Origin of the sequence: Marininema mesophilum, assembly GCF_900106775.1 — a bacterium.
Lineage (GTDB): Bacteria > Bacillota > Bacilli > Thermoactinomycetales > DSM-45169 > Marininema > Marininema mesophilum.
This window is the reverse complement of the sequence record NZ_FNNQ01000010.1, coordinates 124,123-148,096: the sequence shown is the minus strand read 5'-3', so window position 1 is coordinate 148,096 and position 23,974 is coordinate 124,123. Positions and strand designations below refer to the sequence as shown.

The 23,974-nt window shown below is 44.4% G+C and carries 23 protein-coding genes and 1 pseudogene; 5 read left to right on the top strand and 19 right to left on the bottom strand.

Features of this window, described 5'->3' with window-relative positions; all coding sequences use genetic code 11:
* The 6 genes and pseudogenes from BLV90_RS10905 to BLV90_RS10880 all read right to left on the bottom strand — a co-directional run.
* Positions 1-182, bottom strand: a 182-nt coding sequence (locus BLV90_RS10905; protein ID WP_177167880.1) for a helix-turn-helix domain-containing protein, incomplete at its 3' end; no start/stop codon positions are given.
* A gap of 496 nt (positions 183-678) precedes the next feature.
* The gene (locus BLV90_RS10900; RefSeq protein WP_091740641.1) at positions 679-978 is read right to left on the bottom strand and encodes a cytochrome o ubiquinol oxidase subunit IV; all 300 of its coding nucleotides are present in this window, start codon (positions 976-978) and stop codon (positions 679-681) included.
* A 1-nt stretch (position 979) separates the two neighbouring features.
* Entirely contained in the window at positions 980-1,591 is a 612-nt protein-coding gene (gene qoxC / locus BLV90_RS10895) for a cytochrome aa3 quinol oxidase subunit III (RefSeq protein ID WP_091740638.1), read from the bottom strand.
* A 2-nt stretch (positions 1,592-1,593) separates the two neighbouring features.
* Positions 1,594-3,555 (bottom strand): cytochrome aa3 quinol oxidase subunit I, encoded by a 1,962-nt coding sequence (qoxB, locus tag BLV90_RS10890; RefSeq protein WP_091740678.1) that lies wholly within the window; start codon positions 3,553-3,555, stop codon positions 1,594-1,596.
* Positions 3,556-3,793: 238 nt separating this feature from the next.
* Positions 3,794-4,609: pseudogene (qoxA, locus tag BLV90_RS10885) on the bottom strand (cytochrome aa3 quinol oxidase subunit II); the annotation flags it as partial.
* Between the two features lie 376 nt (positions 4,610-4,985).
* Positions 4,986-5,702: an SDR family oxidoreductase gene (locus tag BLV90_RS10880; RefSeq protein ID WP_091740632.1), complete on the bottom strand. Its 717-nt coding sequence runs from the start codon at positions 5,700-5,702 to the stop codon at positions 4,986-4,988.
* A gap of 406 nt (positions 5,703-6,108) precedes the next feature.
* Here BLV90_RS10880 and BLV90_RS10875 point away from each other — a divergent pair, with 406 nt between their 5' ends.
* Positions 6,109-7,488, top strand: a complete 1,380-nt coding sequence (locus BLV90_RS10875) for a PepSY-associated TM helix domain-containing protein (protein WP_091740630.1) — start codon at positions 6,109-6,111, stop codon at positions 7,486-7,488.
* Between the two features lie 99 nt (positions 7,489-7,587).
* On the opposite strand, the gene BLV90_RS10870 is transcribed toward BLV90_RS10875, so the two are convergent.
* Positions 7,588-8,181, bottom strand: coding sequence for a kinase (locus BLV90_RS10870; RefSeq protein WP_091740627.1), 594 nt, complete (start codon positions 8,179-8,181; stop codon positions 7,588-7,590).
* A 119-nt stretch (positions 8,182-8,300) separates the two neighbouring features.
* Between BLV90_RS10870 and BLV90_RS10865 the strand changes: the two genes are divergently transcribed.
* A complete protein-coding gene (locus tag BLV90_RS10865; protein ID WP_091740624.1) occupies positions 8,301-8,633 on the top strand; it encodes a hypothetical protein in 333 nt (110 codons plus the stop codon).
* Positions 8,630-9,193, top strand: coding sequence for a YdcF family protein (locus BLV90_RS10860; protein ID WP_091740621.1), 564 nt, complete (start codon positions 8,630-8,632; stop codon positions 9,191-9,193). Before BLV90_RS10865 ends, BLV90_RS10860 begins: the two co-directional genes overlap by 4 nt.
* Before the next feature lie 84 nt (positions 9,194-9,277).
* Here the strand turns inward: BLV90_RS10860 and BLV90_RS10855 are convergent, their stop codons facing one another.
* Positions 9,278-9,733 (bottom strand): DUF309 domain-containing protein, encoded by a 456-nt coding sequence (locus BLV90_RS10855; protein WP_091740618.1) that lies wholly within the window; start codon positions 9,731-9,733, stop codon positions 9,278-9,280.
* Positions 9,734-9,824: 91 nt separating this feature from the next.
* Between BLV90_RS10855 and BLV90_RS10850 the strand changes: the two genes are divergently transcribed.
* Positions 9,825-10,061, top strand: a complete 237-nt coding sequence (locus BLV90_RS10850; protein ID WP_091740615.1) for a DUF1128 domain-containing protein — start codon at positions 9,825-9,827, stop codon at positions 10,059-10,061.
* Positions 10,062-10,116: 55 nt separating this feature from the next.
* On the opposite strand, the gene BLV90_RS10845 is transcribed toward BLV90_RS10850, so the two are convergent.
* From BLV90_RS10845 to BLV90_RS10800, 9 genes are all read right to left on the bottom strand, one after another.
* Positions 10,117-10,509, bottom strand: coding sequence for an acyl-CoA thioesterase (locus BLV90_RS10845; RefSeq protein WP_091740612.1), 393 nt, complete (start codon positions 10,507-10,509; stop codon positions 10,117-10,119).
* A 159-nt stretch (positions 10,510-10,668) separates the two neighbouring features.
* A complete protein-coding gene (gene lpdA / locus BLV90_RS10840) occupies positions 10,669-12,084 on the bottom strand; it encodes a dihydrolipoyl dehydrogenase (protein ID WP_091740609.1) in 1,416 nt (471 codons plus the stop codon).
* A 1-nt stretch (position 12,085) separates the two neighbouring features.
* Entirely contained in the window at positions 12,086-13,387 is a 1,302-nt protein-coding gene (locus tag BLV90_RS10835; RefSeq protein ID WP_091740606.1) for a dihydrolipoamide acetyltransferase family protein, read from the bottom strand.
* Between the two features lie 28 nt (positions 13,388-13,415).
* Complete coding sequence (locus tag BLV90_RS10830) at positions 13,416-14,396, bottom strand: alpha-ketoacid dehydrogenase subunit beta (protein WP_091740603.1); 981 nt, start codon at positions 14,394-14,396, stop codon at positions 13,416-13,418.
* Between the two features lie 2 nt (positions 14,397-14,398).
* The gene (gene pdhA / locus BLV90_RS10825; RefSeq protein ID WP_177168015.1) at positions 14,399-15,472 is read right to left on the bottom strand and encodes a pyruvate dehydrogenase (acetyl-transferring) E1 component subunit alpha; all 1,074 of its coding nucleotides are present in this window, start codon (positions 15,470-15,472) and stop codon (positions 14,399-14,401) included.
* Positions 15,473-16,134: 662 nt separating this feature from the next.
* Positions 16,135-17,139, bottom strand: coding sequence for an aldo/keto reductase (locus BLV90_RS10815; RefSeq protein WP_091740597.1), 1,005 nt, complete (start codon positions 17,137-17,139; stop codon positions 16,135-16,137).
* Positions 17,140-17,574: 435 nt separating this feature from the next.
* Positions 17,575-17,991, bottom strand: a complete 417-nt coding sequence (locus BLV90_RS10810; RefSeq protein ID WP_091740595.1) for an SRPBCC family protein — start codon at positions 17,989-17,991, stop codon at positions 17,575-17,577.
* Positions 17,992-17,997: 6 nt separating this feature from the next.
* Positions 17,998-19,002, bottom strand: a complete 1,005-nt coding sequence (locus BLV90_RS10805) for an aldo/keto reductase (protein ID WP_091740592.1) — start codon at positions 19,000-19,002, stop codon at positions 17,998-18,000.
* Between the two features lie 603 nt (positions 19,003-19,605).
* The gene (locus BLV90_RS10800) at positions 19,606-20,448 is read right to left on the bottom strand and encodes an aldo/keto reductase (RefSeq protein ID WP_091740589.1); all 843 of its coding nucleotides are present in this window, start codon (positions 20,446-20,448) and stop codon (positions 19,606-19,608) included.
* A 315-nt stretch (positions 20,449-20,763) separates the two neighbouring features.
* On the opposite strand from BLV90_RS10800, the gene BLV90_RS10795 reads away from it, so the two are divergent.
* Positions 20,764-21,126, top strand: coding sequence for a winged helix-turn-helix transcriptional regulator (locus BLV90_RS10795; protein ID WP_091740586.1), 363 nt, complete (start codon positions 20,764-20,766; stop codon positions 21,124-21,126).
* Positions 21,127-21,288: 162 nt separating this feature from the next.
* Here BLV90_RS10795 and BLV90_RS10790 read toward each other — a convergent pair whose 3' ends face one another.
* Together BLV90_RS10790 and BLV90_RS10785 are read right to left on the bottom strand one after the other, a co-directional pair.
* Complete coding sequence (locus BLV90_RS10790; protein ID WP_177168014.1) at positions 21,289-23,196, bottom strand: FtsX-like permease family protein; 1,908 nt, start codon at positions 23,194-23,196, stop codon at positions 21,289-21,291.
* Positions 23,168-23,941 (bottom strand): ABC transporter ATP-binding protein, encoded by a 774-nt coding sequence (locus tag BLV90_RS10785; RefSeq protein WP_091740580.1) that lies wholly within the window; start codon positions 23,939-23,941, stop codon positions 23,168-23,170. The genes BLV90_RS10790 and BLV90_RS10785 overlap by 29 nt, the downstream gene beginning before the upstream one ends.
* Between the last annotated feature and the right edge of the window lie 33 nt (positions 23,942-23,974).

The following is a 23,974-nucleotide window of genomic DNA, read 5'->3' as shown; positions in this document are numbered from 1 at the left end:
TTCAATGAAGTCAGTTGGGCAGAACAGGTTCCATAGGTCAGACCTTTTCCTGTGCTGTCATAGGATTCGTTCCATCTGGCTAGAAAGTGATTAAACGTGAAGCGACTACAGCCGATAGATTTATTGATGAGATTGGTTTGTTCCTTCGTTGGACACAAACGAAATTTAAACGCTTTGTGCATTAGTTCACCTCCCCTATACTTAATTATATACGGGGATAGTCGAACTTGCGAGAGGGAAAAACTCCCCCTCCCTCGTTCGACGCGCCTTATATCCCATGGCTGAAGCCAGGGGTTTTACGGCGCTTTCTATAAGTGGATATCGAAAGAATTATCCCCGGATATTCGTAATCTCCTATAACTCACTAGCTATTGTATTATAAAAAATATCATAAAATCTACTACAACAAAACACTTTCGGTGGATAAAATATTGCATCACTGCAGATTGGAGTTGAACAGAGTCTATAACATACTAGCCCAAAAGCATTCCTCTGTGTTCCTTCCCCTATGAAGAGATTCGACTTCGGGTGAACGATTTCAACCACTCATCTCATTTCTACGAAAAATCCCCCCAGGGTAGAGTGGTAATCTCCTAAGTTTGTTCACTAAGGTTTTTCCACTATCACCCTGAAGGGGATTTTAACTGAAAGTTGTTCTCTTTATTTCGTCGAGTTGGATCAGCCTTCCATTCCATTGAGCAACATTAACCAGATCGAGCCCGCTACTATACAAACAGCGACAAACAAACCATAGCTGATTGAAATAATTTGATACACTTTGCTTCCTTCTGTGACGTGCATAAAGTAAACTAGCTGCACAAGCATCTGGAAGATTGCCAGAATGATAATGGCAGTCAATTTGAGCCCTGCACTCAACGGCGTATTTATAACAAGAAACAACGCAACGAAGGTAAGGACCAAAGAGAGCGCAAACCCGATAACATGATGCTTCGCGGATGCATGTTGTTGTTCACTCATATTAGATCAACCCCGTTAGATAGACTGCCGTGAAGATAAAGATCCAAACCACATCGAGGAAGTGCCAGTAAAGACCCCCGATAAATAACTTTCGACAAGTCGTTGGTGTCAGGCCTCGTTGTGCCACTTGGATTAGAACCAATGAGATCCATATGATCCCTACGGTTACGTGAAGTCCGTGAGTACCCACGAGGACAAAGAAGCCAGAAAGGAAGGCACTCGTCTGTAGCGTTGCACCTTCATTGACATATGCTACAAACTCACTGATCTCCATTCCAAGGAAGCCAGCTCCCAGGAGTAGAGTCGTAATCATCCAGATAAAAACGCCCTTTTTATTCCCTTTCCGCATCTCCAAAGTGGCCAAACCACAAGTGAAACTAGAAGTCAGAAGGAGCATGGTCTCGATCATAAAATCTTTGACCTCAAATAGATCTTTCCCTGTAGGTCCCCCTGCGGTCCGATCTGCTAGAACCAAATAGGTAGCAAACAAGGTTGAGAACAATACAACCTCTGCGGCAAGGAATACCCAGAAACCAAAGATTTTAAGGCGTCCTTCTTCTGTTTGGTACTCAGGAAAATTAGGAGTACCCTTTGGTACACTACTTGATGCCATGATCAGGACCTCCCTTCTAGTGAAGCTTGTAATTCAGCTTGATCACGTTCGATCTCTTCCACTTGAACATAATGATCAGCATCGTAGTCCTTAAAGGAACGCCAAACCATTGTTCCAATCACACCGAGGAGACCGATAAATGCAATCAACAACCATTCAAAAACAAATCCGAATCCAGCGATAAACATGAAACCAGACATGACAATTGGCATACCATCATTGTTTGGCATATGAATCGGCTTGAGGGGCTCATTCTCGTCGAACATGCTCTCTCCACGTTTCTTCGCGTCCCAATACGGATCCGCGGAGGTAATGCGACTTGGCATACGAGAGAAGTTGTAATGTGGAGGTGGTGAGGGGATTGCCCACTCCAATGTGCGACCGTGCCAGGGGTCGCCGCTACGATCCCGTTTTTCATGACGAATGCTGTAGATAATCGCCCATACAATCAAGATAAAGCCGATACCCATCAAATACGCCCCGATAGTTTGAACGAAGTTCCACATCGTCCAACCCATCTCGGCTTTATAAGTGTAAATCCGGCGTGGCATACCCTGTAACCCAACCAGATACATAGGAAGAAAGCAGACGTTAAACCCAACTATAAAGATCCAGAAAGCCCACTTAGAAATTCGTTCATTGAGCTTAAAATCAAAGATTTTTGGCCACCAGTAGTACAACCCTGCCATGCACCCAAACACAGTTCCACCGATCAATACGTAGTGGAAGTGACTGACCAGGAAATAACTGTTGTGATACTGATAATCCGCAGGTGCGGAGGCAAGCATAACCCCAGTTACTCCACCAATCAAGAAGTTTGGAATAAAGGCCAAGGACCATAACATCGGTGCTGGCGTTTCGATGCGCCCTTTATACATCGTGAACAGCCAGTTGAACACCTTCACCCCGGTGGGGACCGCAATCAACATCGTAGTAATAGAGAAGATCGAGTTAATCCAAGGGCCATTTCCCATCGTAAAGAAGTGGTGAACCCACACAACAAAGCTGAGTCCAGAAATAGCAACCATCGAGATCACCATCGCGTGGTAACCAAAGAGGCGTTTACGCGCAAAGGTGCTAATAACATCAGAGAAAATCCCAAAGGCAGGCAAAATAACGATATACACTTCGGGGTGACCCCAGATCCAGAACAAGTTAGCCCACATCATCGGCATCCCGCCTGCATCGATGGTGAAGAAATGAGCACCAAAGAGGCGATCAAAGGTAAGCAATGCCAGGGTGATGGTCAGTACTGGGAAGGCGAAGATAATGATAACTGATGTGACTAAGGTCGACCACGTAAACATCGGCATCCGCAAGAGAGTCATGCCTGGAGCGCGCATCTTCAAGATCGTTACAAAGAAATTAATCCCCGTAGCCAGGGTTCCGATCCCTGCGATCTGTAGGCCCCATAGATAGTAGTTAATCCCAACACCTGGCGTTAACTCTGATCCGGACAAGGGAACATAGTTAGTCCAACCTGCATCAGGTGAGCCCCCTATGACGAAGGAGAGGTTGAAGACCATCGCCCCGACGAAGAAGAGCCAGAAGCTAACTGCATTCAAAACGGGGAAAGCTACATCCCGCGCTCCAATTTGTAGCGGTACACCCACGTTCATCAACCCAATGATGAACGGCATCGCCATGAACAAGATCATGATTGTACCATGGGTGGTAAAGATTTCGTTGTAGTGCTGTGCATCAAGAACTTTCATATCAGGTAGTGCTAGTTGTGTCCGCATCAGGATCGCATCAAATCCTCCGCGAAATAACATCAACAGAGCTGCTAGGATATACATCACACCGATTTTCTTATGATCAACAGTGGTAAACCACTCTCTCCATAAGTAACCCCACTTCTTGTACTTCGTAACAAAAAACACGATGCCAACTGAAGCCAAGATAATAGAGATCCATGCTCCGATGATCAAGGGGTTATTCATGATAATGAATTGTTCAGGCATCTTAAAGTTAAAAAGATCCACGGTTCTAACCTCCTTTACTTAAGTGATGACTCTAATCCTTTTCAGAGTCCATGTCATCGTCTTTCATTTTCGAGTGATCCATGCCAGGCATATCTTCCATATCGTCTTTTTTCTTATCGTCTTTTTTCTTCTTACTATGATCCATACCAGGCATATCTTTCATCTCGTCTTTATCCATCCCACCATGATTCATACCAGGCATATTGGGGTTTTTCACTTCGGCGGATTTAGGATAGGAAGAGTAGGATTGAAGTCCTACAGTACCTGGCTTCAACAATTTCTTATACTCTTTTTCCGACTGTTTTGGGGCTGTTTTCTTGATTTGTGCTACCCAGCTATCAAAGTCGCTTTGTTTCTTCGCTTCCACTGTAAAAACCATTTTGGCAAAATCACGACCAGTAAAGTTATTCCCACGGCCCTGGAATTTACCAGGCTTATCAGCCTCCAACCAAAGGGTCATAGGCATATCTGCCATCGTATATTCCTGACCACCTAGCTCAGGAACCCAAAAGGAGTTCATTGCGTCATGGGAACTTAACTTAAAACGAACAGGTACATTAGCAGGGATTTTAACGTAGTTAACCGTTTCAATTCCTTGCTCAGGATACTTAAAAATCCATTTCCATTGTGCCGAAGTCGCCTCAATGGTGATCGGTTTTTTGTTTGGGCTAGGTGATTTCTCTAGATCAAAAGTAGTCGTCACCGTAGGAATCCCTATAGCAATTACAATAAGTACCGGAATCGCTGTCCAAACGATCTCAAGAAATGTATTACCTTTCTCATCTGGCGGCTCATAATCTTTACTCAACTTTGAAGCACGGAATCTGACCATAATAACCACGAAGAGTACAAAGACCACGATCAAAATGATCGACATTAGTACTGCTGACCAAACGATCAGATCGTACTGTTGTTGAGCAACAGGGCCTTTTGGATTGAGAACACCCGTCTTAATCGGTTCACAACCTGACAAGATGGCCATCATCATCCCTGCCACTGCCAGCCACTTCCATGCACCTTTACGAAATGGCAACATCATTTTTTCCTTCCTTTCTCCTCAATCGATAGGGTAGACTATTTATCCACCTGCCTTACGCAATGGTGTCTACAGTCTCAACCATAAATGCCCTAATTTCTTAATGTCGAGCTCCCTATTCGGGGGATCACTTCTACCTTGTTACCGGGAACCATAAATACCGCTATTATCGTATCACCCGAATCGTCTCGCGACTCCCCTCTACGAAGCAATGTTAATAAGATGTCACGGTAAATACACCGTTCTGTCAGGAATCTTCCACGGATCTGACACAACTTAGGTATGATGTGGAATCGAAGCACTTTCATTGGAAATAAGCATAAAAAAACCTCCTGAATAATGGAGGTTTAGAGACTTCATGATAAGCGCACGATCACATCAGTGGATGCCCACCATCCACGTGTAAAACCGTGCCTGTACTAAATGAATTTTTCATGAGATATAGATAGGCCTCTGCGATATCCCTCGCCTCAGCTACTTTTCCTACTGGTAGCGCTTCAGCAGTTTCAGAGAAGTAACGTTCTCGATCCGCCTCACTCATCCCATCATACAACGGTGTTTTAACAATCCCTGGGGAAACAGCATTGACCCGAATGGGTTGTAATTCAAAGGCTAATGCTCTGGTAAGCCCCTCTAGTCCACCGTTAACAGCTGAAAGAATAGAAGTCCCTACCATCGGTTTACGTGAGAGAACCCCTGTTGTAAAGGTAATAGAACCTCCTTTATTAAGTAGCGGGGCCCCAAATTTTGCTGTATGATACTGTCCCCAGTACTTGCTTTCCATCATCACCTTTGCCTGGGTCGTCTCCAACTCCAGGAATTTACCTTTCGGTCCATCAGCAGCAGTATTTACAAGATGATCAAAGGCGCCAACTTCAGCAAAAAAGTCACGTACGGATTTCTCCTCTGTCATATCCACCGTATGTAGTGAAACTTCTCCTTCTATCGATCTCGCTGCCCGCTCTAGCTTTTCACGAGAACGGCTAGCAATAATTACGTGAGCCCCTTCCTTCGCTACTAGCTCCGCAACACTTAAGCCAATACCAGAACTACCTCCAAAAACAATAACCTTTTGTCCTCTGAGTGACATTCTATTTCCTCCCATTGTTCAGCAGACGTTGCCATATAACTATACCCATAACAGATTGTTGAAGAAACCTCATTTCCCCAATGATGAATATGGGATGAGTGTGATATTTTGTTATTTGACATCAATTATTAACAAAAACCGTCCTCCATCTACTTCTCAACGTCCATTGGATTTAATACACTATAACGTGTACTTGTCCTGTTACGAATAAACATCTGATACCAATCTACCCTCACTCACCTTCACACAAACTTGGAAAGGAAGATCACCCCATGATGAAAAAACGCGTCGGCATCTCTTTACTAATCATTGGCTTACTTCTCACTGGAACCGCATGTTCCTCAGGCTCTAATCATCAGAATCACCAACAGCAGAAAAAATAATCGGATCGAGGAGGGTCCCGTCAATGGTAGAGCCTCAACTACAATCTAATCAATCAGATGAGATCAGCCAACAAAGCCGTTCACAAAAACTCTTCCGAGCGATATGGCGTTGGCATTTCTATGCTGGAATGTTCTTTGCACCTTTCCTTGTCATGTTGGCGCTAACCGGAGGCGTCTATCTTTTTAAGCCACAAATTGAAGAGATCATGTACAAGGACAAGTTTCAAGTACAAGCAGAAAAGTCAGAACTAAAACCGTCAGAACAGATTAGTCAGGTAAAAAAAGAGTATCCCTATGCTCAAATTGTCCGCTATCAACCTCATCCAAAAGCAACCCGCTCTTCGGAAGTGGGTATCCTCGATGGGGAAAAGTCTCTAACTGTCTTTGTGAACCCTTACAATGGGAAGGTCCTCGGCGACCTGAATGATGAGGATCGGCTGATGGAAAAATTACGAGCAATTCACGGTGAATTGATGGCAGGCACAACAGGTGATCGGCTCGTTGAATTGGCCGCATGTTGGGGACTTATACTCGTTATCTCCGGAATCTATCTTTGGTGGCCAAGGAACAAATCGGGTGTTTTTGGTGTCTTACTCCCTCGTCTAAAAGCAGGGAAGCGCAACTTTTGGCGAGACCTACATGCTGTTCCTGCCTTTTGGCTATCCCTCGGAATCGCTTTTCTCATCCTAACCGGTTTACCCTGGTCAGGATTTTGGGGTGAACAAGTACAAAAAATAGGCATGACCGCTGGGATTGGCTATCCAGCCGGAATGAAGGGTGAGGCACCTGAGTCAAAAGTTCCTTCTAAAGATGTCGCTAAAGTTCCATGGGCGGCAGAACAACGACCTGTTCCCAAATCGAAGAGCCACAAAGTGACGCCTATCTCCATCGACAAAGCAGTAGCCATCGCCAATAAGCGTAACGTATATCCTGGGTATAATGTCAACTTCCCAGAAGGGAAAAAAGGTGTTTATACAATCTCTGTTTTCCCTGACAAAGCTACCGATGAAGCTACTCTTCATCTCGACCAATATAGCGGTAAAGTACTCGATGACTATCGATTTAAAGACTATGGCCCAATGGCTAAAGCCATCTCAATGGGGATCTCCTTGCACCAGGGCACCTACTTTGGATTTCTGAATCAGCTCCTTTGCCTTGCCATATGCCTCGGAATTATCCTCATCTCCATAACTGGCCTCATCATGTGGTGGAAACGAAAACCGGATAAACAGCTGGGGGCACCCACCCTACCTAAGAATTTTAGACTGGCTAAAGGTGTTGGCATCCTGATCATTTTGTTAGGCATCCTGTTCCCCCTCGCTGGACTTTCTCTCATCGTCGTATTACTCCTGGACTGGTTAGTTATCCGACGTATACCCGCATTGAAAAAATGGATTGGTTAATACAGCTTATAACAAAGCGCCTACAGCGAATCGCTGAAGGCGCTTTGTTATAAATTTGCTACCCCAGGCTTCTTAACTATGCACCGATAACAACCTCATCTAATTATTTAACACTAGATCCGCTATATTTTTTGGCTTTCCAGCCTCTATATAATGTTCCTCTGCCTTCCAATACCTTTCCTTAAACTTTCCAATTCTGCTTTGAGCGGAACCACTTTCTCTTGCAAACCTCTTCTCTCTGGGACAATCCAGGTAAACTACAAAATCATAGAAGCCTCTCCACTCACTACGTTGCAAAAATACACCTTCGATGATAACTATCCCATGATAAGGAAGGTTGATATTTTGCTGGCTATGACTATCTGATGATTTGTCATACAGTGGAAGGGTAAAAGAAGAAGACTCATGTAACTTCCTAAAAAAATGCTCTCTTAGCCATGGAACATTCCATTGTAGATGATAGTATTCAAACCATTGCTCATGCCCTGTATGATAACGTTTTTTACGCTCAACAATGTAATCATCGATGTGAAAAACACTTACGGGAATACCCTTCTCTCGCAATACTTGGTGAAGTTTCTTCCCCAAGGTAGTTTTTCCCGAGCGACTTAGCCCATCTATCCCGAGGATGAACCGCTTACCTGTCTCGACTTTCGGAAAATGCTCTAATAAAATGGATAAATTTCTCTCCAAATGGTCATCCCCTTAATGAAACATCACTTTTAATTTATTAATCGATATCCTCATACCAACAACTTGTACCTGTATGCTATAGTAGCTGAAGGTTTATTTTACGGAAAGAAGGATGATCCATGGATATTCATATTAGTACACACGCAGCAGCAAGGCTACACGCCCTCCTCGCCGCTGAAACCGACGGAGACCAATTAGCTGTCCGTGTCGTTCCTCTCACTTCGGGATGTAACACCCCCTCTTTTGCATTAGAATTAACCGACATTCTCCCAGAATATATCGTAACCAAAGCGCACGGAGTCTCCTTTACAGCACCTTTATCAGAAGTAGCGTGGTTAACTGGGATCGTGATCAATTGGGATGCTTCGCGGGATAAATTTTCTGTTTTTCATCCAAATCCTCCTCATTCATCCAACTGCACTTTGCCGAATGAAGGGGAAAACCTCTCATGATCATCGGCGCCTACATCCTCATCGCTGTTCTATTAAGCGGGGGTTATCTCTTATGGCGAAAAGTTTCTTACTTTGATACATTTGATTTTCAACCCGATGAACCCCGCCCCGGACTGATTCTCGGTGCCGCTTTGCGTGGAAGTGAGCCAAGCACCGCTCTCCGAGAACGACTCCATCATGCCCTTCGCCTTTTTGAACAAGGATGGGTGTCCGAATTCATTTGTTCTGGCGGAGGCTATCATAATAAAGTAAGTGAAGCTGAAGTGATGAGGGATTATCTTAAAGAACATGGTGTGCCAGCAGAAGCTATAGTCACGGAAACAGACTCCATTAACACATTAGAGAACCTTCGTCACACCAGTAACCTATTGAAAAAGCGAAACAACGATTCACAGATTTACCTCATTACCCATAATTATCATATGTTTCGGGCACTCATCAGCGCAGAAAGAGCCGGTGTTCATGCCCACCCAGCTCCTTTTGCTTCCAAGCATATGCTTATGCCCTATCATAAAGCTAGAGAATGCCTAGCGCTCATCAAGCTTTTCTTTAATCGCTAAACATAAGCCCCCGTGAGCCGAATCCATCATCCTTCAGCACAGAACTAGCTCACGCGTCATTCCCCTATATCATCTCCATGGGGTTTATTTGATTTCTCCATCCTCCATTTGTTTCTCTTCGAGTTTTCTTTCCATCTCCTCTACCAATGATTGCAGGTAGGAATCCTTAATTACAATGTTCAAATCTCGAAAGGGGTATGGAGTGGTAGAGGAGCTTCCCTCTAGTTTCTCTAAGTAAACCGCCGCTTCATGCTTTAATTTCTCGAGATCGATGCCCAATGCATCCCCTGGATAATGAGTGATTTTCTCTAATGCTCCACGAAAAAGTTTACGGGCACCATTCTCATTCTCGTTACGATGATGGTAGAGGGCGACTGCTACTTGGAGAAGCCCTTGATATAAAGGATCTCTCCCCTCCTCCAGCCATAGTTCCTCTAGCACTTCATGGCACTCAAAATAATCTCGATCATAATTAAAATGATAAAGGAACTGAACATACAAGGGAGAATACCCCTTGTTTTCATTCTCACTTTTCTTCATAAACTAACACCTCCAACTAATAGCTCTCTGGAGCGGTGGGAATTTGAAGCATATTCCTTTACAATAGGAATGAGCGGAAAGGAGCGAAACTATGAATCTAGAACAACCCAATCAAGAAAATCTTGCCTATATGATTAATGAAATCAAAGGGCATCTAAAACTAGTCAACGCCGCACTGATTTCACCCGAGGATTACCGTCTCGATGATTATGAGGAAGTACATGATCTATATACGATGGTTGGGAAACGGAAAGGGAAACTGACGATGATGGAAATCGAAGGAATCCTTGAAGAGCTGCGCTCTCTTCGCAAACCAGCTGAAGAGTAAACTTTCCCTTTTTAAAAAACTGCCCGGAATACCTAGTGGCAGTTTTTTTCATTCATCAGGAAAATACCTTGGTGAGAGCAGGTGGTACAACAACACTCTTGCGTAGCTTTAAGTCGATCGTAACACTTGTCACATCCGCCTCAGCTACCAATTCCCCTTGCTCATTACGAATTTCATGCCGCAGGACATAGCTACTTTTCCCTTTACGAACGGTGTCCGTAGAGATCGTCAGCTTCTCACCCTGACGAGCTTCTTTTCGATAGTTAATATTGATATTCACTGTTACTGTGCCTACATTCATCTTTGTAAATGTATCAAAGGGAAGCCCCATTTTGTTGTACCAATCTTCTCGGCTCCACTCCATATACTCTAAGTATTTAGCATTGTTTACATGGCCCATACCATCGATTTCCGTAGGACGTACTTCAATTGTGATCGATGTCCGCATATGGCTTCTCTCCTATCTAATGCTACTCACATCATTCAACATTGTATCACAGGCCCTTTATCAAATTGGGGGCTGTTGAAGACAAAAAACCAAAAAAACCACGCATCCTTGAACCACTTAAGGTGGATGCGTGGTTTTTTTGCCTAAGAACGATCTCTTTTACTTATTGACCATATGGATCGCATTACCCATGATTCCCTCTGCAGCTTCCATAAAGGTTTCTGGTAGGGACGGGTGAGCATGGATGGTCAATGCGATATCTTCCGCATTCGCACCCATCTCGATAGCGAGTACTACTTCTGCGATCAGGCTAGAAGCTTCAGGACCAACGATCTGTGCACCCAGAACCTGCTTCGTATCCTTATCCGCTACTACTTGGAAGAATCCATCTGCAGCATCGAGGGAGAGAGCACGACCGTTAGCAGCGAAGGAGAAGCGGCTTACGGCAACTTCGTGACCTGCTTCTTTTGCCTCTTTCTCGGTTAAGCCGGTGTAAGCTAACTCCGGATCAGTGAAAATAACATAAGGCATCGCACGGTAATCGACCACACTTGGCTCACCAGCGATCACTTCAGCTGCTACTTTCCCTTCGTAGCTCGCTTTGTGTGCTAGCATCGGTTGACCTGCAATATCTCCGATGACAAAGACCTTCTCATTCTTGGTCTTCATTTGCTCATCATGAGCAATAAACCCTTTTTCATCCACTTCAAGGCCAGCTTGATCCAATCCCATTTCATCAGTGTTCGGAGTACGGCCGACAGAGACGAGTACTTTATCTGCTGTCCAGGTCTTCTCTTCGTCCTTCACCTTCGCCGTTACCGTAACGCCTTTCTTGGACTTGTCCGATGACTGGACCATGGCACCTGTCACTACTTCAACGCCTAGCTTCTTCAGGCTACGCTTTACCATCCGTGTCATGGAAGGATCTACACCAGGTAGGATGGAATCCATTCCCTCGAGGACGGTTACTTCAGCGCCTAATTTTGCATAGGCAGTACCAAGCTCAAGGCCGATATAGCCACCACCAACTACGATCAGTTTAGCAGGGACTTCAGACAAGTTAAGTGCCTCTGTAGAGGAGATGATTTTATCTCCATCAAATGGGAGAGCCTTAATTTCCGTAGGACGGGATCCTGTTGCGAGAATGCAGTGGTTGAATTGATAGGTCGTGCTGTTGCTTTCCGTTGCTACTTTACAAGTATTTTCACCTGTGAAGTAGACTTCCCCTTGAACTACTTCTACTTTATTGTTTTTCAAGAGAGAGCCAACGCCACTGGTCAGCTTATTCACAACGCTATCCTTCCACTTGATCATCTCAGCAAAGTTAATCTTTAACCCGTCAACTTCGATACCCATGTGGCCCGAGTTTTTCATCTTATGAACTTCATCACCCGCATGGATCAACGCTTTGGAAGGAATGCAACCACGGTTGAGGCACACACCGCCTAGCTCTGCTTTATCCACCAAGGTAACTTTTTTCCCCAGCTGTGCAGCACGGATTGCGGCAACATACCCACCCGGGCCACCTCCGACTACAAGTACATCCACTTCGTTTGCAAAATCTCCTACTACCATATTAATTCATCTCCATCATCAAGAGTTTCGGGTTTTCCAGTAACTCTTTGACGTGGTTTAGGAAACGAGCAGCCACGTCGCCGTCAATGAGACGGTGGTCGATGGACAAAGAGACATTCATCATCGGACGAATGACGACTTCGCCATCAACTGCCACCGGACGATCCGCCATCTTACCCATACCGAAGATGGCCACTTCCGGATAATTGATGATCGGGGTAAAGTACTGGCCACCAAAGGATCCAATGTTAGTGATCGAGAAAGTGCTCCCCTTCAGATCTTCTACACTAGCCTTTTTGTTGCGGGTGCGATCCACGACATCGCGAATCTCCTCAGCCAACGTGAAAATGGACTTTCTGTCCACATTCTTTACGACAGGTACCACGAGGCCATCCTCTGTCGCGGTGGCAATGCCCATATTATAAACCTTTTTCAGCACAATTTCTTCATTTTCGTCATCAATCGACGCATTCAATGTTGGAAATTGATGCAAGGTTGCCGTCAACGCTTTGACAACAAAGGGCAGATAGGTTAACTTAATCCCTTTCTTTTCGGCGATTGGCTTCGCCCAGCTGCGTACTTCGATCAACTCACTGGCATCGATTTCTTCCATAATGGTAACATGTGGAGCGGTAAATGCGCTCTGTGCCATCCGCTTCGCTATGGTACGACGTATGCCACGCAATGGAATCCGCTCTTCCTCGTCTTGAGCGGCAGGAGCAGCGGCTTTCTTTTCTTTCTCATCCGCCTGTGGAGCTTCTTCTTTGGAAGCCTCTTTCCCTGAGGTGTCTGCTTTTTTAGCCCCACCATCTTTGAAGCTCTCTACGTCTTCTAGCGTTACGCGGCCATTTTTGCCACTTCCAGATACTTCATTGATATCAATATCGAGTTCGCGTGCTTTTTTACGCACAGATGGCATTGCCAAGACATCTTGACCAGCCGCTTTAGGAGTACCACTCTCTTTTTTAGCGGGTTTTTCGGTCTCTTCTTCATCCTTGCTTTCAGCTTTTTCTTCCTCTTTGGGCTCATCCTTCTCCCCTTCATCAGAGGAAGCCGAATCATCACCCTCCGAATCGAAAACAGCAAGAACCGAACCGACCTCGATCACTTCTCCTTCAGCACCGTTCAGTTTCTTCACTGTACCTGTCACTGGAGACGGGATTTCAACAACAGCCTTGTCCGTTTGGATCTCAGCAAGCACGTCATCTTCGGAGATCGAGTCGCCTTCAGCAACATGGAACTTAACGATCTCCCCTTCGTGGATTCCTTCCCCCACATCAGGTAGTTTAAATTCAAATGCCATGGTATTTCCTCCTTTCCGAAACGTTGTCTTAAAAGTCTAGCGTTTTATAAATCCCGGCTGCGATCCGTTCTGGAGTAGGTAGATATTCGTCCTCAATCGAAGTTAGCGGATATGGAGTATCAAAACCTGTTACGCGTACCACAGGAGCTTCTAAGGATAATATCGCTTCTTCATTGATCCGAGCGGACAATTCTGCCCCAACACCACCCGTTTTGGCTGCTTCATGAACTACCACAGCACGGTGGGTCTTTTTGACGGAAGTAATGATCGTTTCTAAGTCAAAGGGAGAGATGGTTCGTAGATCAATCACTTCCGCTTTAACGCCACGTTCTTTTTCGACAAGGTCCGCTGCTTTTTCTGCCGTGTGAACCATATTACCGTAGGCAAGTACAGTTACATCGCTTCCCTCACGGACGATATTCGCCTTCCCGATCTCTACAGTGTAAGCTTCTTCCGGTACCTCACCCTTAATGGAACGGTACAGCTTCATCGGCTCATAGAAGATAACCGGGTCATCATCACGGATGGCCGCGATCAAGAGGCCTTTTGCATCGTAAGGATTAGAAGGGATAACCACCTTCACCCCAGGGCTGTGGAGGAATAGAGCTTCCAAGCTATCCGAGTGCATCTCCGGGGTCTTCACACCGCCGCCAAAAGGAACACGTACCGTAATTGGAGCGGTAAAACGACCACCTGAACGCATACGAATGCGTGCTGCTTGGGTAGAGATCTGATCCATACATTCATAGATAAACCCAGCAAACTGGATCTCTGGCACAGGACGGAATCCATGATTCGCAAGACCGATGGCTGTACCGATAATAGCAGACTCCGCTAGCGGAGTATCAAAAGAGCGGTTTTCACCAAAATTTTGGTGCAGGTCTGCGGTTGCCCGAAAGACACCACCGTTTACCCCAACGTCTTCTCCGAATACGATGACGTTTTCATCCTGTTCCATCTCAGCACGAAGCCCATCATTGATGGCGTTAATCAATGTCATGGTTGCCATATTTATTTGCCCTCCTTCCAGGCTAGGTATTCATCCTTTTGCTTTGTCACCATCGGAGGCGTTTCTTTATAGAGACCATCCATGAGCTCTGCTACCGTACCCTTTGGTGCTTTTTCTACCTTCTTAATCGTTTCGTTTATCTCATCGAGAACTTCTGTTTGTACTTTCTCTTCCTCTTCATCAGACCAGAGACCTTTGGAATCGAGGTAATTACGCAGACGTTTCAGTGGATCACGCTTGGAGGTCCAGGTTTCTTCTTCATCCTTCGTCCGATAACGACCTGGATCATCCCCAGCCATGGTGTGAGGACCTACCCGATATGTAACTGCTTCGATCAAGGTAGGACCTTCACCCTTACGAGCACGCTCTGCCGCTTCTTTGGTAGCTTGGTAGACTGCCAAAGCATCGTTACCATCCACACGAATACCAGCAATGCCATACCCAATCGCTTTTTGAGCAATGGTTTCCGATTTCATCTGTTTATGGATCGGTACACTAATCGCATATTGGTTGTTCTGACAGAAGAAGATAGAGTTCGCATCATTTACTGCGGCAAAGTTAAGACCTTCATGGAAATCCCCTTCGGAAGTAGCTCCATCACCAAAGAAGCAAATCGCTACATCATCCTGTTTCTTCAAACGGAAAGCCCATCCGGAGCCAGCACAATGAAGCACCTGCGCAGCGATAATGATCTGCGGAGGATATGCATTCACATCGTCTGGTGTCTTCATTCCGTGAATCTGACCACGGGAGTTAAGGAAAACGTTTTCCATCGGCAGACCATGGTACATCGCTGCACCTACATCACGGTAGCTTGGATAAAGCATGTCGCTCTTTTTCAAAGCGATCATGGAAGCAATCTGAGAAGCTTCTTGTCCAGCCATCGGGGCATAGAAGCCGAGGCGACCTTGACGGTTTAGTTTGATAGCACGTCCATCAAAAGTGCGGATCCGTAGCATCCAGCGATAAAGATCTTTCAGTTCCTCATCAGTAAGATCCGGGACTTTCTGCCCTTTAATAACTTTGCCGTTTTCATTCAAGATTTGGAACATCTCGGTTTTTTCTTTGAGTTCCATCACATTTGGCACGATGGATACACCTCACAATCTGTTTGGTGGTTCCCTTTCGGGGATGGAGTATCAGGCAGGGCTTTCCATTCTGTTAGGCTTCTCTTTTCTACCCCAAGACATGCGGCATAGAAGAGAAACCCCTTACAAAGCCGCAAAAAAAACCATCAATAGAATTTTTCCCGACACCCCATGGCAAAAACCTGCCGTATGACCGATGTCTCACCCATAGGATCATGTATTAAATGCATCTATTGATCATCGAACTTATAAACAGGCCTATAAAACGAATAATACACCTCAGCAAAAAACCCGTCAATACCAAGAAAAAACGGTGGTACAGTTATGGTACAGTATTATAATCGACAATATAACAGATGAAAACAGAAACCACTCCGATTTGAACCAACAAAAAGGCAGCTACAGTGTAGAACATGTTGTAAATATGTCCTAAACTGCGGCTGCCGTGAAAGGTCATATAACCTTTCTCTCTAATTCAGTCCTATTGATTAAGCTCGCCAACCGTACTTTCCAACCGACGGAACTTGTCCACCTTCGCTCAGTTCGCTGCTTCGTATATGCGGTAGCCAGCCCGACAGTAAGTTAAAGCCGCCGACCACTTTCTATACTTGATCAGGAGAAGCAGGGATTTCAATTGTTGCCATTGTGGTTTACTTGGGCAGTGGTGCGTTTTGTGCTACCAGATTCTGTTCACGAATTTCCTGCCAGAATGCAGGCGGAATAACTTCGTTCATGGCAGCCACGTCCTCTGCGATTCGAGCAGGACGGCTAGCACCAGGGATGACGGAAGCCACTGCCGGATTGGCAAGGACAAATTGCAGGGCAGCGGCCTTGACGCTGATATTGTGGCGATCAGCAATGGTTTTGATGCGATCGACTTTCGCAACGATTTCCGGCGATGCTTTCTGGTACTCAAAGTGAGCACCTCCAACCAGGACACCCGAGCTGTACGGAGCACCAACAATAATGTCGACATTCTCTTTTGCAGCCTTTGGCATCAAACGTTGCAGGGCACGGTCATGATCCAGCAGGGAGTAGCGACCAGCCAGCAAGAATGCATCCGGCTTCGCATCATCCAGATCCAAAGCAATCTCGATTGGCTCTACAAGGTTCACGCCGAGGCCCCAAGCCTTAATGACGCCTTCGTCACGCAAACGGTCCAGCGCACGAAATGCACCCGTTCGGGCACTTTCAAATTTTGAAACCCATTCGTCGCCATAGATGTCCTGGGCAATATCATGAACGTAAACGATGTCCAGACGATCGGTCTGCAGACGTTTTAGGCTCTGCTCGATCGAACGAAGGGTGCCGTCTTCACTATAGTCAATTTCGATCTTATTCTTGCGACCGTATTTGAAAAGACCGCTCCTTTCGCCCAAGTCACGCGAGGCTGGGTCTTCCAGTTCGTCCAAAATGACACGACCCACTTTTGTAGCCAATACATACTCGTCACGCGGGCGTTTCGACAGTATTTCACCCAGGCGAATCTCGGCCAAACCGGCGCCATAGATTGGGGCAGTATCGAAGTGACGAATACCCTGCTCCCAAGCGGCATCCACAGTTGCCAATGCTTCTTCATCCGTGATGCTGCGGAACATATTGCCCAGCGGAGCAGCACCAAAACCAAGTTCTTTCCCTTGCAGGATATTTTTCATTTAAAATTCCTCCTAAAGAAGTGGTTGAATGATATGTACTTTAAACTCTTCAAAGACAATGAATATCTTGAGACTCATTATGAAGTATATCGACGATAAAGTATAGAACGCACTTTAAAGTAACATACGAACTTCAAAGTAATATACAAACTAATAAGTAACTATGAACTTCGTGATTCATCAGAGAAACTGACCATACACTAAGGCAGCCCAAGTTAACGATTAGCACCCCTTGGTCTTAAGCTACTATTTCATTGGAAGCATTCTGAAAAGCTTCTTGTCAGCCATCGGGGTATAGGCGACCTTGAATAACCTCTCCGATTTGAACCAACAAAAAGGCAGCTGCAGCTTAGAACACGTAAATGTAAATATGTCCTAAACTGCGGCTGCCATGAAAGGTCATATAACCTTTCTCTCTATTTCAGTTCCAATTGATTAAGCCTGAAATACTTTTTTCAATGCGTCCAGACCATCTGTATAGATTCCGTGGAACAGATTTATAACCTCATCATCGCTAACCCCTACAGGCGTGAACTTTCCAGACCATTCCACCAGCGATCCTTTGCCGCCATTCTCACGAACACGGAGCGTGGCTTCATAATGGGTGGCAGGAAATGGTGCTTGGTCAATCGAGTAGGTGTAATAGCGTTCTTTTTCGTTGAATGTTTCTAGGCGCTCTACAACCACATCGCCATCGATATTTTCCAACCGACGAACTCGTCCACCTTCCCCCAGTTCGCTGCTCCGTATTATTTGAGGTAGCCAATCCGGTAGTGAGTTAAAACCGCCGATCACTTTCCATACTTGATCAGGAGAAGTGGGGATTTCAATTGTTGCTACTGTGTTTGCCATTTTGCTTTACTCTGGTAATGGTGCGTCTGGCGCCACCAGTTTCTGTTCACGAATTTCCTGCCAGAATGCAGACGGAATCTTTTCGTTCAGGGCAGCCACGTCTTCTGCGATTCGAGCAGGACGGCTAGCACCAGGGATGACGGAAGCCACTGCTGGATTGGCAAGGGCAAATTGCAGCGCAGCCGCCTTGACGCTGATATTGTGGCGATCAGCAATGGCTTTGATGCGATCGACTTTCGCAACGATTTCCGGCGATGCTTTCTGGTATTCAAAGTGAGCACCTCCAACCAGGACACCGGAGCTGTACGGTCCACCAACAATGATGTCGATATTCTCTTTTGCAGCCTTTGGCATCAACCGTTGCAAGGCACGGTCATGATCCAGCAGGGAGTAGCGACCAGCCAGCAAGAATGCGTCGGGCCTTACTTCATCCAGATCCATAGCGATCTCGATTGGCTCTACACGGTTTACGCCGATGCCCCAAGCCTTAATGACGCCTTCGTCACGCAAACGATCCAGCACACGAAATGCACCCGTTCGGGAAGTTTCAAATTTTGAAACCCATTCGTCGCCATAGATGTCCTGGGCGATATCATGAACGTAAACGATGTCCAAACGATCGGTCTGCAAATACTTTAGGCTCCGCTCGATCGCACGAAGAGTTCCATCTTCACTATAGTCGATTTCGATCTTATTCTCGCGACCGTATTTGAATAGATCGCCCTTTTCGCCCATGTCACGTGAGGCTGGATCTTCCAGTTCATCCAAAATGACACGACCTACTTTTGTAGCCAATACATACTCATCACGCGGGCGTTTTGACAGTATTTCACCTAGGCGAATCTCGGCCAAACCAGCGCCGTAGACCGGGGCAGTGTCGAAGTGACGAATACCCTGTTCCCAAGCGGCATCCACAGTTGCCAATGCTTCTTCATCTGTGATACTGCGGAACATATTACCCAGCGGAGCAGTACCAAAACCAAGTTCTTTTCCTTCCAGGATTTTTTTCATTTAATATTCCCTCCTAGAGAAGTGATTGAATTAGATGCTGTTTTACTACGAACTCTTCAAAGTCGCAACGATCATCTTGAGGTTCATTATGAGATATATCAACAATAAAGTATAGAACGCACTTCAAAGTAATATACGAACTTAAAAGTGATATACGAACCGCAAAGTAACATAGGAACTTAAAAGTAACTACGGAAGCCTAATTCGTGTTCCACAGAGGAAATGGCCGTGTAATGTTTGGACCCGAAATAATCCGCCAATATACTCTATAAACCGATTTTCGATACGATCTTGAACGTAGCAGGAACAGAAGCATCCCCGAAACTATAACCAAGATGGAAAAGGCATCCCAAGTACATGATAAACACCAGAAAACCATTGTCCTTGAGATACTATTTTTTCGTTCCCCGAATAGTTGTCAACAAAACCATGAGAATAACCAAGGCAGGTGAATACAAAACTTTCCTGCCGCTTTGAAATGATAGCCACGCTGATAATCCATACCCAAATACTCAGGTCCTAAAGCAGATTGAGGTGTTTTTTTATTTTTGTCGAGGGACACTGCTTTTATACTGTGAAAGGCCATTATCCAGTCTTCATTAATTAAAAATCAAAGTTATCTGGGTCTGGGCCGACTCGATGATTCTCATTCAAACCCTCAATCTGTGCCATCTCTTCTGTGGTCAATTCAAAATCAAATACCGCCGTATTTTCTACGATTCGATGTTCTTTTGTAGATTTGGGGATCGTCACGACGCCATTTTGCAAATCCCAGCGCAAAATGACCTGAGCAATGGATTTGTGATGCTTCTGGGCGATCTCTTGCAAAGATGGGTTATCCAGCAATTCTCCTTGCATGAGCGGAGACCAGGCTTCAAATTGAATTCCTTGCTCCTTGCAATAATCACGTAACTCCTTTTGAGTCAGGCGCGGATGGAATTCCACTTGATTCACCATCGGTTTTAATTCTGCGTCTTTTAACAGCTCGTCCAGATGATGCGTGTGGAAATTGCTTACACCGATTGCCCGCACTCGGCCTTCTTTATAGAGAGTCTCCAGTGCTCGCCAAGAGTCTTTATACTTCCCTTCCACCGGCCAATGAACGAGGAATAAATCGAGATACTCCAACCCCAGTTTTTGCAGGCTCGTTTCATATGCAGCCAAGGTTGATTCGTATCCAAGCTCGGTATTCCATACTTTTGATGTTACAAACAACTCTTCGCGGGGGATACCTGCTTCTTTCAATCCTTCGCGGATTCCTCGCCCGACTCCCTCTTCATTTTCATAGATCGCGGCCGTATCTATGCTGCGATATCCGTGCTTGATTGCCATTTTCACCGCATTCTCCAGCTCCGGACCTTCTTCTACTTTAAATACACCTAAACCAAACCAGGGCATCTTTACACCATTGTGCAGGGTTGTTGTATCTTGCAGATGGTTTGCCATTGTAAGCTCCTCCTAGGTTTTTATCCTGTACTATTTTGTTCTTTTCATTCTAGCGCCATCAGCCTGCAAGGATCACGGCACCACCCTCAACCATCAATACGCCAAGCCACGCGTATCAATCCGATGGATTTTGGATGATTCCTCCCAACAGGCTCCGATAGCGATACTAGTATTGAATCCATAGACCGACAAATGCTAGTATGGTAGATACAAAAGTAATGGGAAAGTACGTACTTTTTTGTGCTGTAGGTACTTAAAAGTTCTTTAGGAACTTTTTTGTTCCTAATAACATCATCAGGAGGAAGGAGCATCGCCATGAATAAAAAGAAATACAATACTTCTGTAGAAGCGACGCTGGAAGTGATTGGGGGGAAATGGAAGTGCGTTATCCTCTGCCACCTGACACACAGCAAAAAACGCACGAGCGAATTGAAGCGTCTCATGCCTGGAATTACACAGAAAATGCTGACTCAGCAGCTACGAGAACTAGAGTACGACGGGATCATCAACCGCATCACTTACAACCAGGTACCGCCCAAAGTAGAGTATGAAATGAGCGAATACGGCTGGAGTTTGAAGAGCATATTGGAATCATTATGCGCGTGGGGAGAACACCATATTATTAAAGTGCACGGCGATAAATTTGCTGTATTAGAAGAGAGCATCCTGAATAAATAAATTTGCACAGCCCATAAAAGCGTGATCTACCTTCTGCAGGGGGCAGGTAGATCACGCTTTTCTTATAAATAGAACTTTTATTTTTGGTCTTTTGTTTAAAATCATCGCTTGTATTTATTTGATAAATAGGTTATTCATTTGAATCTAAATAGCAGACAGCAGCTATAAAAATGCTTTATTCATCTTATTAATATACTGGCGACGAATGATAAAGAAATATGCAACTTGTAAGATAAAAAACGCGGTAATTCCATACAATGTTGGAAGTGCAATATCTATAAAACCAAAATGTTTTTTCATTATCAACAAACTGATTAATGATTCCAATGCAGCAAAAATGTATGGAAAGAAAAGCATGACAGCTATTTTCAAGGAGGAGATCCGATTCATCTCACCTACACGTATCCCTATCTTGGATAGTTTCCTGTAGGACTGTCTCTCCTGATAAAAATCAGTAAATAGTTTAAAGTACAGAAAACCAACAATTGATAATGATAAAATAAGTGACATGAATATCCCTATAAAAATAATAATTCGATTATCTTTTTCTTTATATAAATATTGCACAGCCCTGAGATTATTTATACTAAAAGATTCGGTAAAACCATTCAATTTTTCGATTTTTTTACTTACTTTCTTCTCAAGGTTGCTTGGTCTTTCGTTGTTTTTCCACATTGGTATCAAATAAGAAATATATGTTTCTTGATAATCATCTTTTGATTTGGAACTTTTCACCTGAGCATAAGTTTGATCGGAAACAATAGCCAGCCGGTTATTACTAGTAAATACATGTTGATTCATTTGTCTCTTTACACGCAGCTTTAATTTTCCTCGCGATAAGGTTACACCATTTTCAATATTTTGAATAGGTCTTATCAATGTAGAGTTAATTAAGATAACTTCATCATTTCTTACTAAAAAATCCTTCAAATGCAATTCTCCTCTTAGTGATCGATAGTCCGATAGAGGGATTATTTCCAGTCCAAAGGTAGCTCCTTTAAAATTACACGAAATAGAGTCTATAATCGATTTTTTATATTTAACATTTTCCCCAATAAGTATCTTATCAATCTTTTTTGTTCTTTTTATCGCCTTTTCTTTTTCATTATCATAATCTTTCACTTCAATTGATAAGGGAGTCTTTTGGTATATTATTCTTGCCTTGTACTCCGTAGCAAGAATAACACCTATTGTTGAGAAGGCCATTGCTGAAACGATCGTAATGATAAAGAGCATGCGTGAATTGTCCTTTAACTTGTATGCCATGTCCGATACCCATAGGAGCCTTGTTCCTCTCCAGAGGAAGGACTTCTTCTTCTTGAGCTTCTGAATCATCCACATACTTAACTGAGTATAAAAAAAGTAGGTTCCAGTACACCCTAACAACAATATGAGAATAATCACTTGAGGTTCTAATTTATTCAACTGCATACAACCGATAGACGCTACAAAGCAACACGCTGATAAAAGCACCAGCCATCCATTGGCCCTTAGTTCAGATTTTGGTTTCTTTGTCCCTAGTAACAACTGAATGATCTTATTTTTTCGAATAAACCATACAGTAACGAAGGAAAGGGCACTAAATAAACTAGTAAATAAGATGAAAGTAAATGCAATTGCTTTCATTGGGAGGTAAAAGGGGAGTTCTTTCTCTTCCAAAACTACCGCACCGATCATAAGAAATAGCTTAGAAGTGGCTAACCCACACACGACCCCGATCAGAATAGAGCCAATCCCGATAACCATATTTTCTAATAAAATTAGATAGATCACTTGTGATCTCGTAGCTCCAAGCATCCTGAGAATCCCAAACTCCTTGTTTCTAGCCTTTAAGAAAACGCTCATTGAATAAAGCAGAAACAAAATAGAAAATCCATAAATTACACACTCGACCGCAAACACACCTTCATAAGTACCTTCTCCAAGGTTTAATTGCGATAATTGCGGGTGAAACATGACCATCGCATAGATAAAGAAAATCATCACCGAAAAAGAGCAGCTAAGAAAATGCCCAGCATATACCCTCGCATCGCGCTTGACATTATTTAGCGCGAACTGACGAAAGTTCATGAGCATTCCCTCCTAGTAGGGACAGCATATCGATGATTTCTTGGAAAAATTGTTGGCGATTATGTCCACGGTAAATTTGACTCTCCAATTTTCCATCTTTTATAAAGACTACGCGGTGACAGTAACTAGCGGCTAAAGGGTCATGGGTAACTAACATCATCGTCGTGTCATCGGTTTTGTTGATTGATTCTAACATCTCCATCACTGTGCGAGCAGATTTGGAATCTAAGTTTCCTGTAGGTTCATCAGCTAACAACAAAGATGGTGAGTGGATAATCGCTCTGGCGATAGCGGCCCGTTGTATTTGGCCACCGGATACCTCATAGGTTCGCTTTTTGAGAATATCCACGATATCGAGCTGCTTAGCTACTGCCATCAGGTTCCGTACCATGACCTCAAGTCTTTTTTTGTCGAGGACGAAGGGAAGGACGATATTCTCTTCGATGGTCAAGGTGTCAAGAAGATTAAAATCTTGGAAGACAAAGCCTAATGCCCGCCGGCGAAAAAGTGCTAGTTCGCTTCTCTTTAGACTGTGGGGATCTTTTCCGTTGATGATCACTTCTCCAGAGGATGGCTTATCAATGGTAGAGATCATATTGAGAAGCGTCGTTTTCCCGCTTCCGGATGGACCCATGATACCGATAAATTCACCTTTTCGTATGGTGAGGTTAATATCCGAGAGTGCTTTATTTAACACTTTGCCACCGTATATCTTATTTAAGTGACTTACTTTACAAATCTCCATGAATCCAACTCCTTCTGGATGAGATAGCTCGAG

Coding starts and splice junctions, on each gene's coding strand:
- BLV90_RS10900 (WP_091740641.1), bottom strand. CDS start 978: ATGAGTGAACAACAACATGCATCCGCGAAGCATCATGTTATCGGGTTT.
- qoxC (WP_091740638.1), bottom strand. CDS start 1,591: ATGGCATCAAGTAGTGTACCAAAGGGTACTCCTAATTTTCCTGAGTAC.
- qoxB (WP_091740678.1), bottom strand. CDS start 3,555: ATGCCTGAACAATTCATTATCATGAATAACCCCTTGATCATCGGAGCA.
- BLV90_RS10880 (WP_091740632.1), bottom strand. CDS start 5,702: ATGTCACTCAGAGGACAAAAGGTTATTGTTTTTGGAGGTAGTTCTGGT.
- BLV90_RS10875 (WP_091740630.1), top strand. CDS start 6,109: ATGGTAGAGCCTCAACTACAATCTAATCAATCAGATGAGATCAGCCAA.
- BLV90_RS10865 (WP_091740624.1), top strand. CDS start 8,301: ATGGATATTCATATTAGTACACACGCAGCAGCAAGGCTACACGCCCTC.
- BLV90_RS10860 (WP_091740621.1), top strand. CDS start 8,630: ATGATCATCGGCGCCTACATCCTCATCGCTGTTCTATTAAGCGGGGGT.
- BLV90_RS10855 (WP_091740618.1), bottom strand. CDS start 9,733: ATGAAGAAAAGTGAGAATGAAAACAAGGGGTATTCTCCCTTGTATGTT.
- BLV90_RS10850 (WP_091740615.1), top strand. CDS start 9,825: ATGAATCTAGAACAACCCAATCAAGAAAATCTTGCCTATATGATTAAT.
- BLV90_RS10845 (WP_091740612.1), bottom strand. CDS start 10,509: ATGCGGACATCGATCACAATTGAAGTACGTCCTACGGAAATCGATGGT.
- lpdA (WP_091740609.1), bottom strand. CDS start 12,084: ATGGTAGTAGGAGATTTTGCAAACGAAGTGGATGTACTTGTAGTCGGA.
- BLV90_RS10835 (WP_091740606.1), bottom strand. CDS start 13,387: ATGGCATTTGAATTTAAACTACCTGATGTGGGGGAAGGAATCCACGAA.
- BLV90_RS10830 (WP_091740603.1), bottom strand. CDS start 14,396: ATGGCAACCATGACATTGATTAACGCCATCAATGATGGGCTTCGTGCT.
- pdhA (WP_177168015.1), bottom strand. CDS start 15,472: ATGGAACTCAAAGAAAAAACCGAGATGTTCCAAATCTTGAATGAAAAC.
- BLV90_RS10815 (WP_091740597.1), bottom strand. CDS start 17,139: ATGAAAAATATCCTGCAAGGGAAAGAACTTGGTTTTGGTGCTGCTCCG.
- BLV90_RS10810 (WP_091740595.1), bottom strand. CDS start 17,991: ATGGCAAACACAGTAGCAACAATTGAAATCCCCACTTCTCCTGATCAA.
- BLV90_RS10805 (WP_091740592.1), bottom strand. CDS start 19,002: ATGAAAAAAATCCTGGAAGGAAAAGAACTTGGTTTTGGTACTGCTCCG.
- BLV90_RS10800 (WP_091740589.1), bottom strand. CDS start 20,448: ATGGCAAACCATCTGCAAGATACAACAACCCTGCACAATGGTGTAAAG.
- BLV90_RS10795 (WP_091740586.1), top strand. CDS start 20,764: ATGAATAAAAAGAAATACAATACTTCTGTAGAAGCGACGCTGGAAGTG.
- BLV90_RS10790 (WP_177168014.1), bottom strand. CDS start 23,196: ATGAACTTTCGTCAGTTCGCGCTAAATAATGTCAAGCGCGATGCGAGG.
- BLV90_RS10785 (WP_091740580.1), bottom strand. CDS start 23,941: ATGGAGATTTGTAAAGTAAGTCACTTAAATAAGATATACGGTGGCAAA.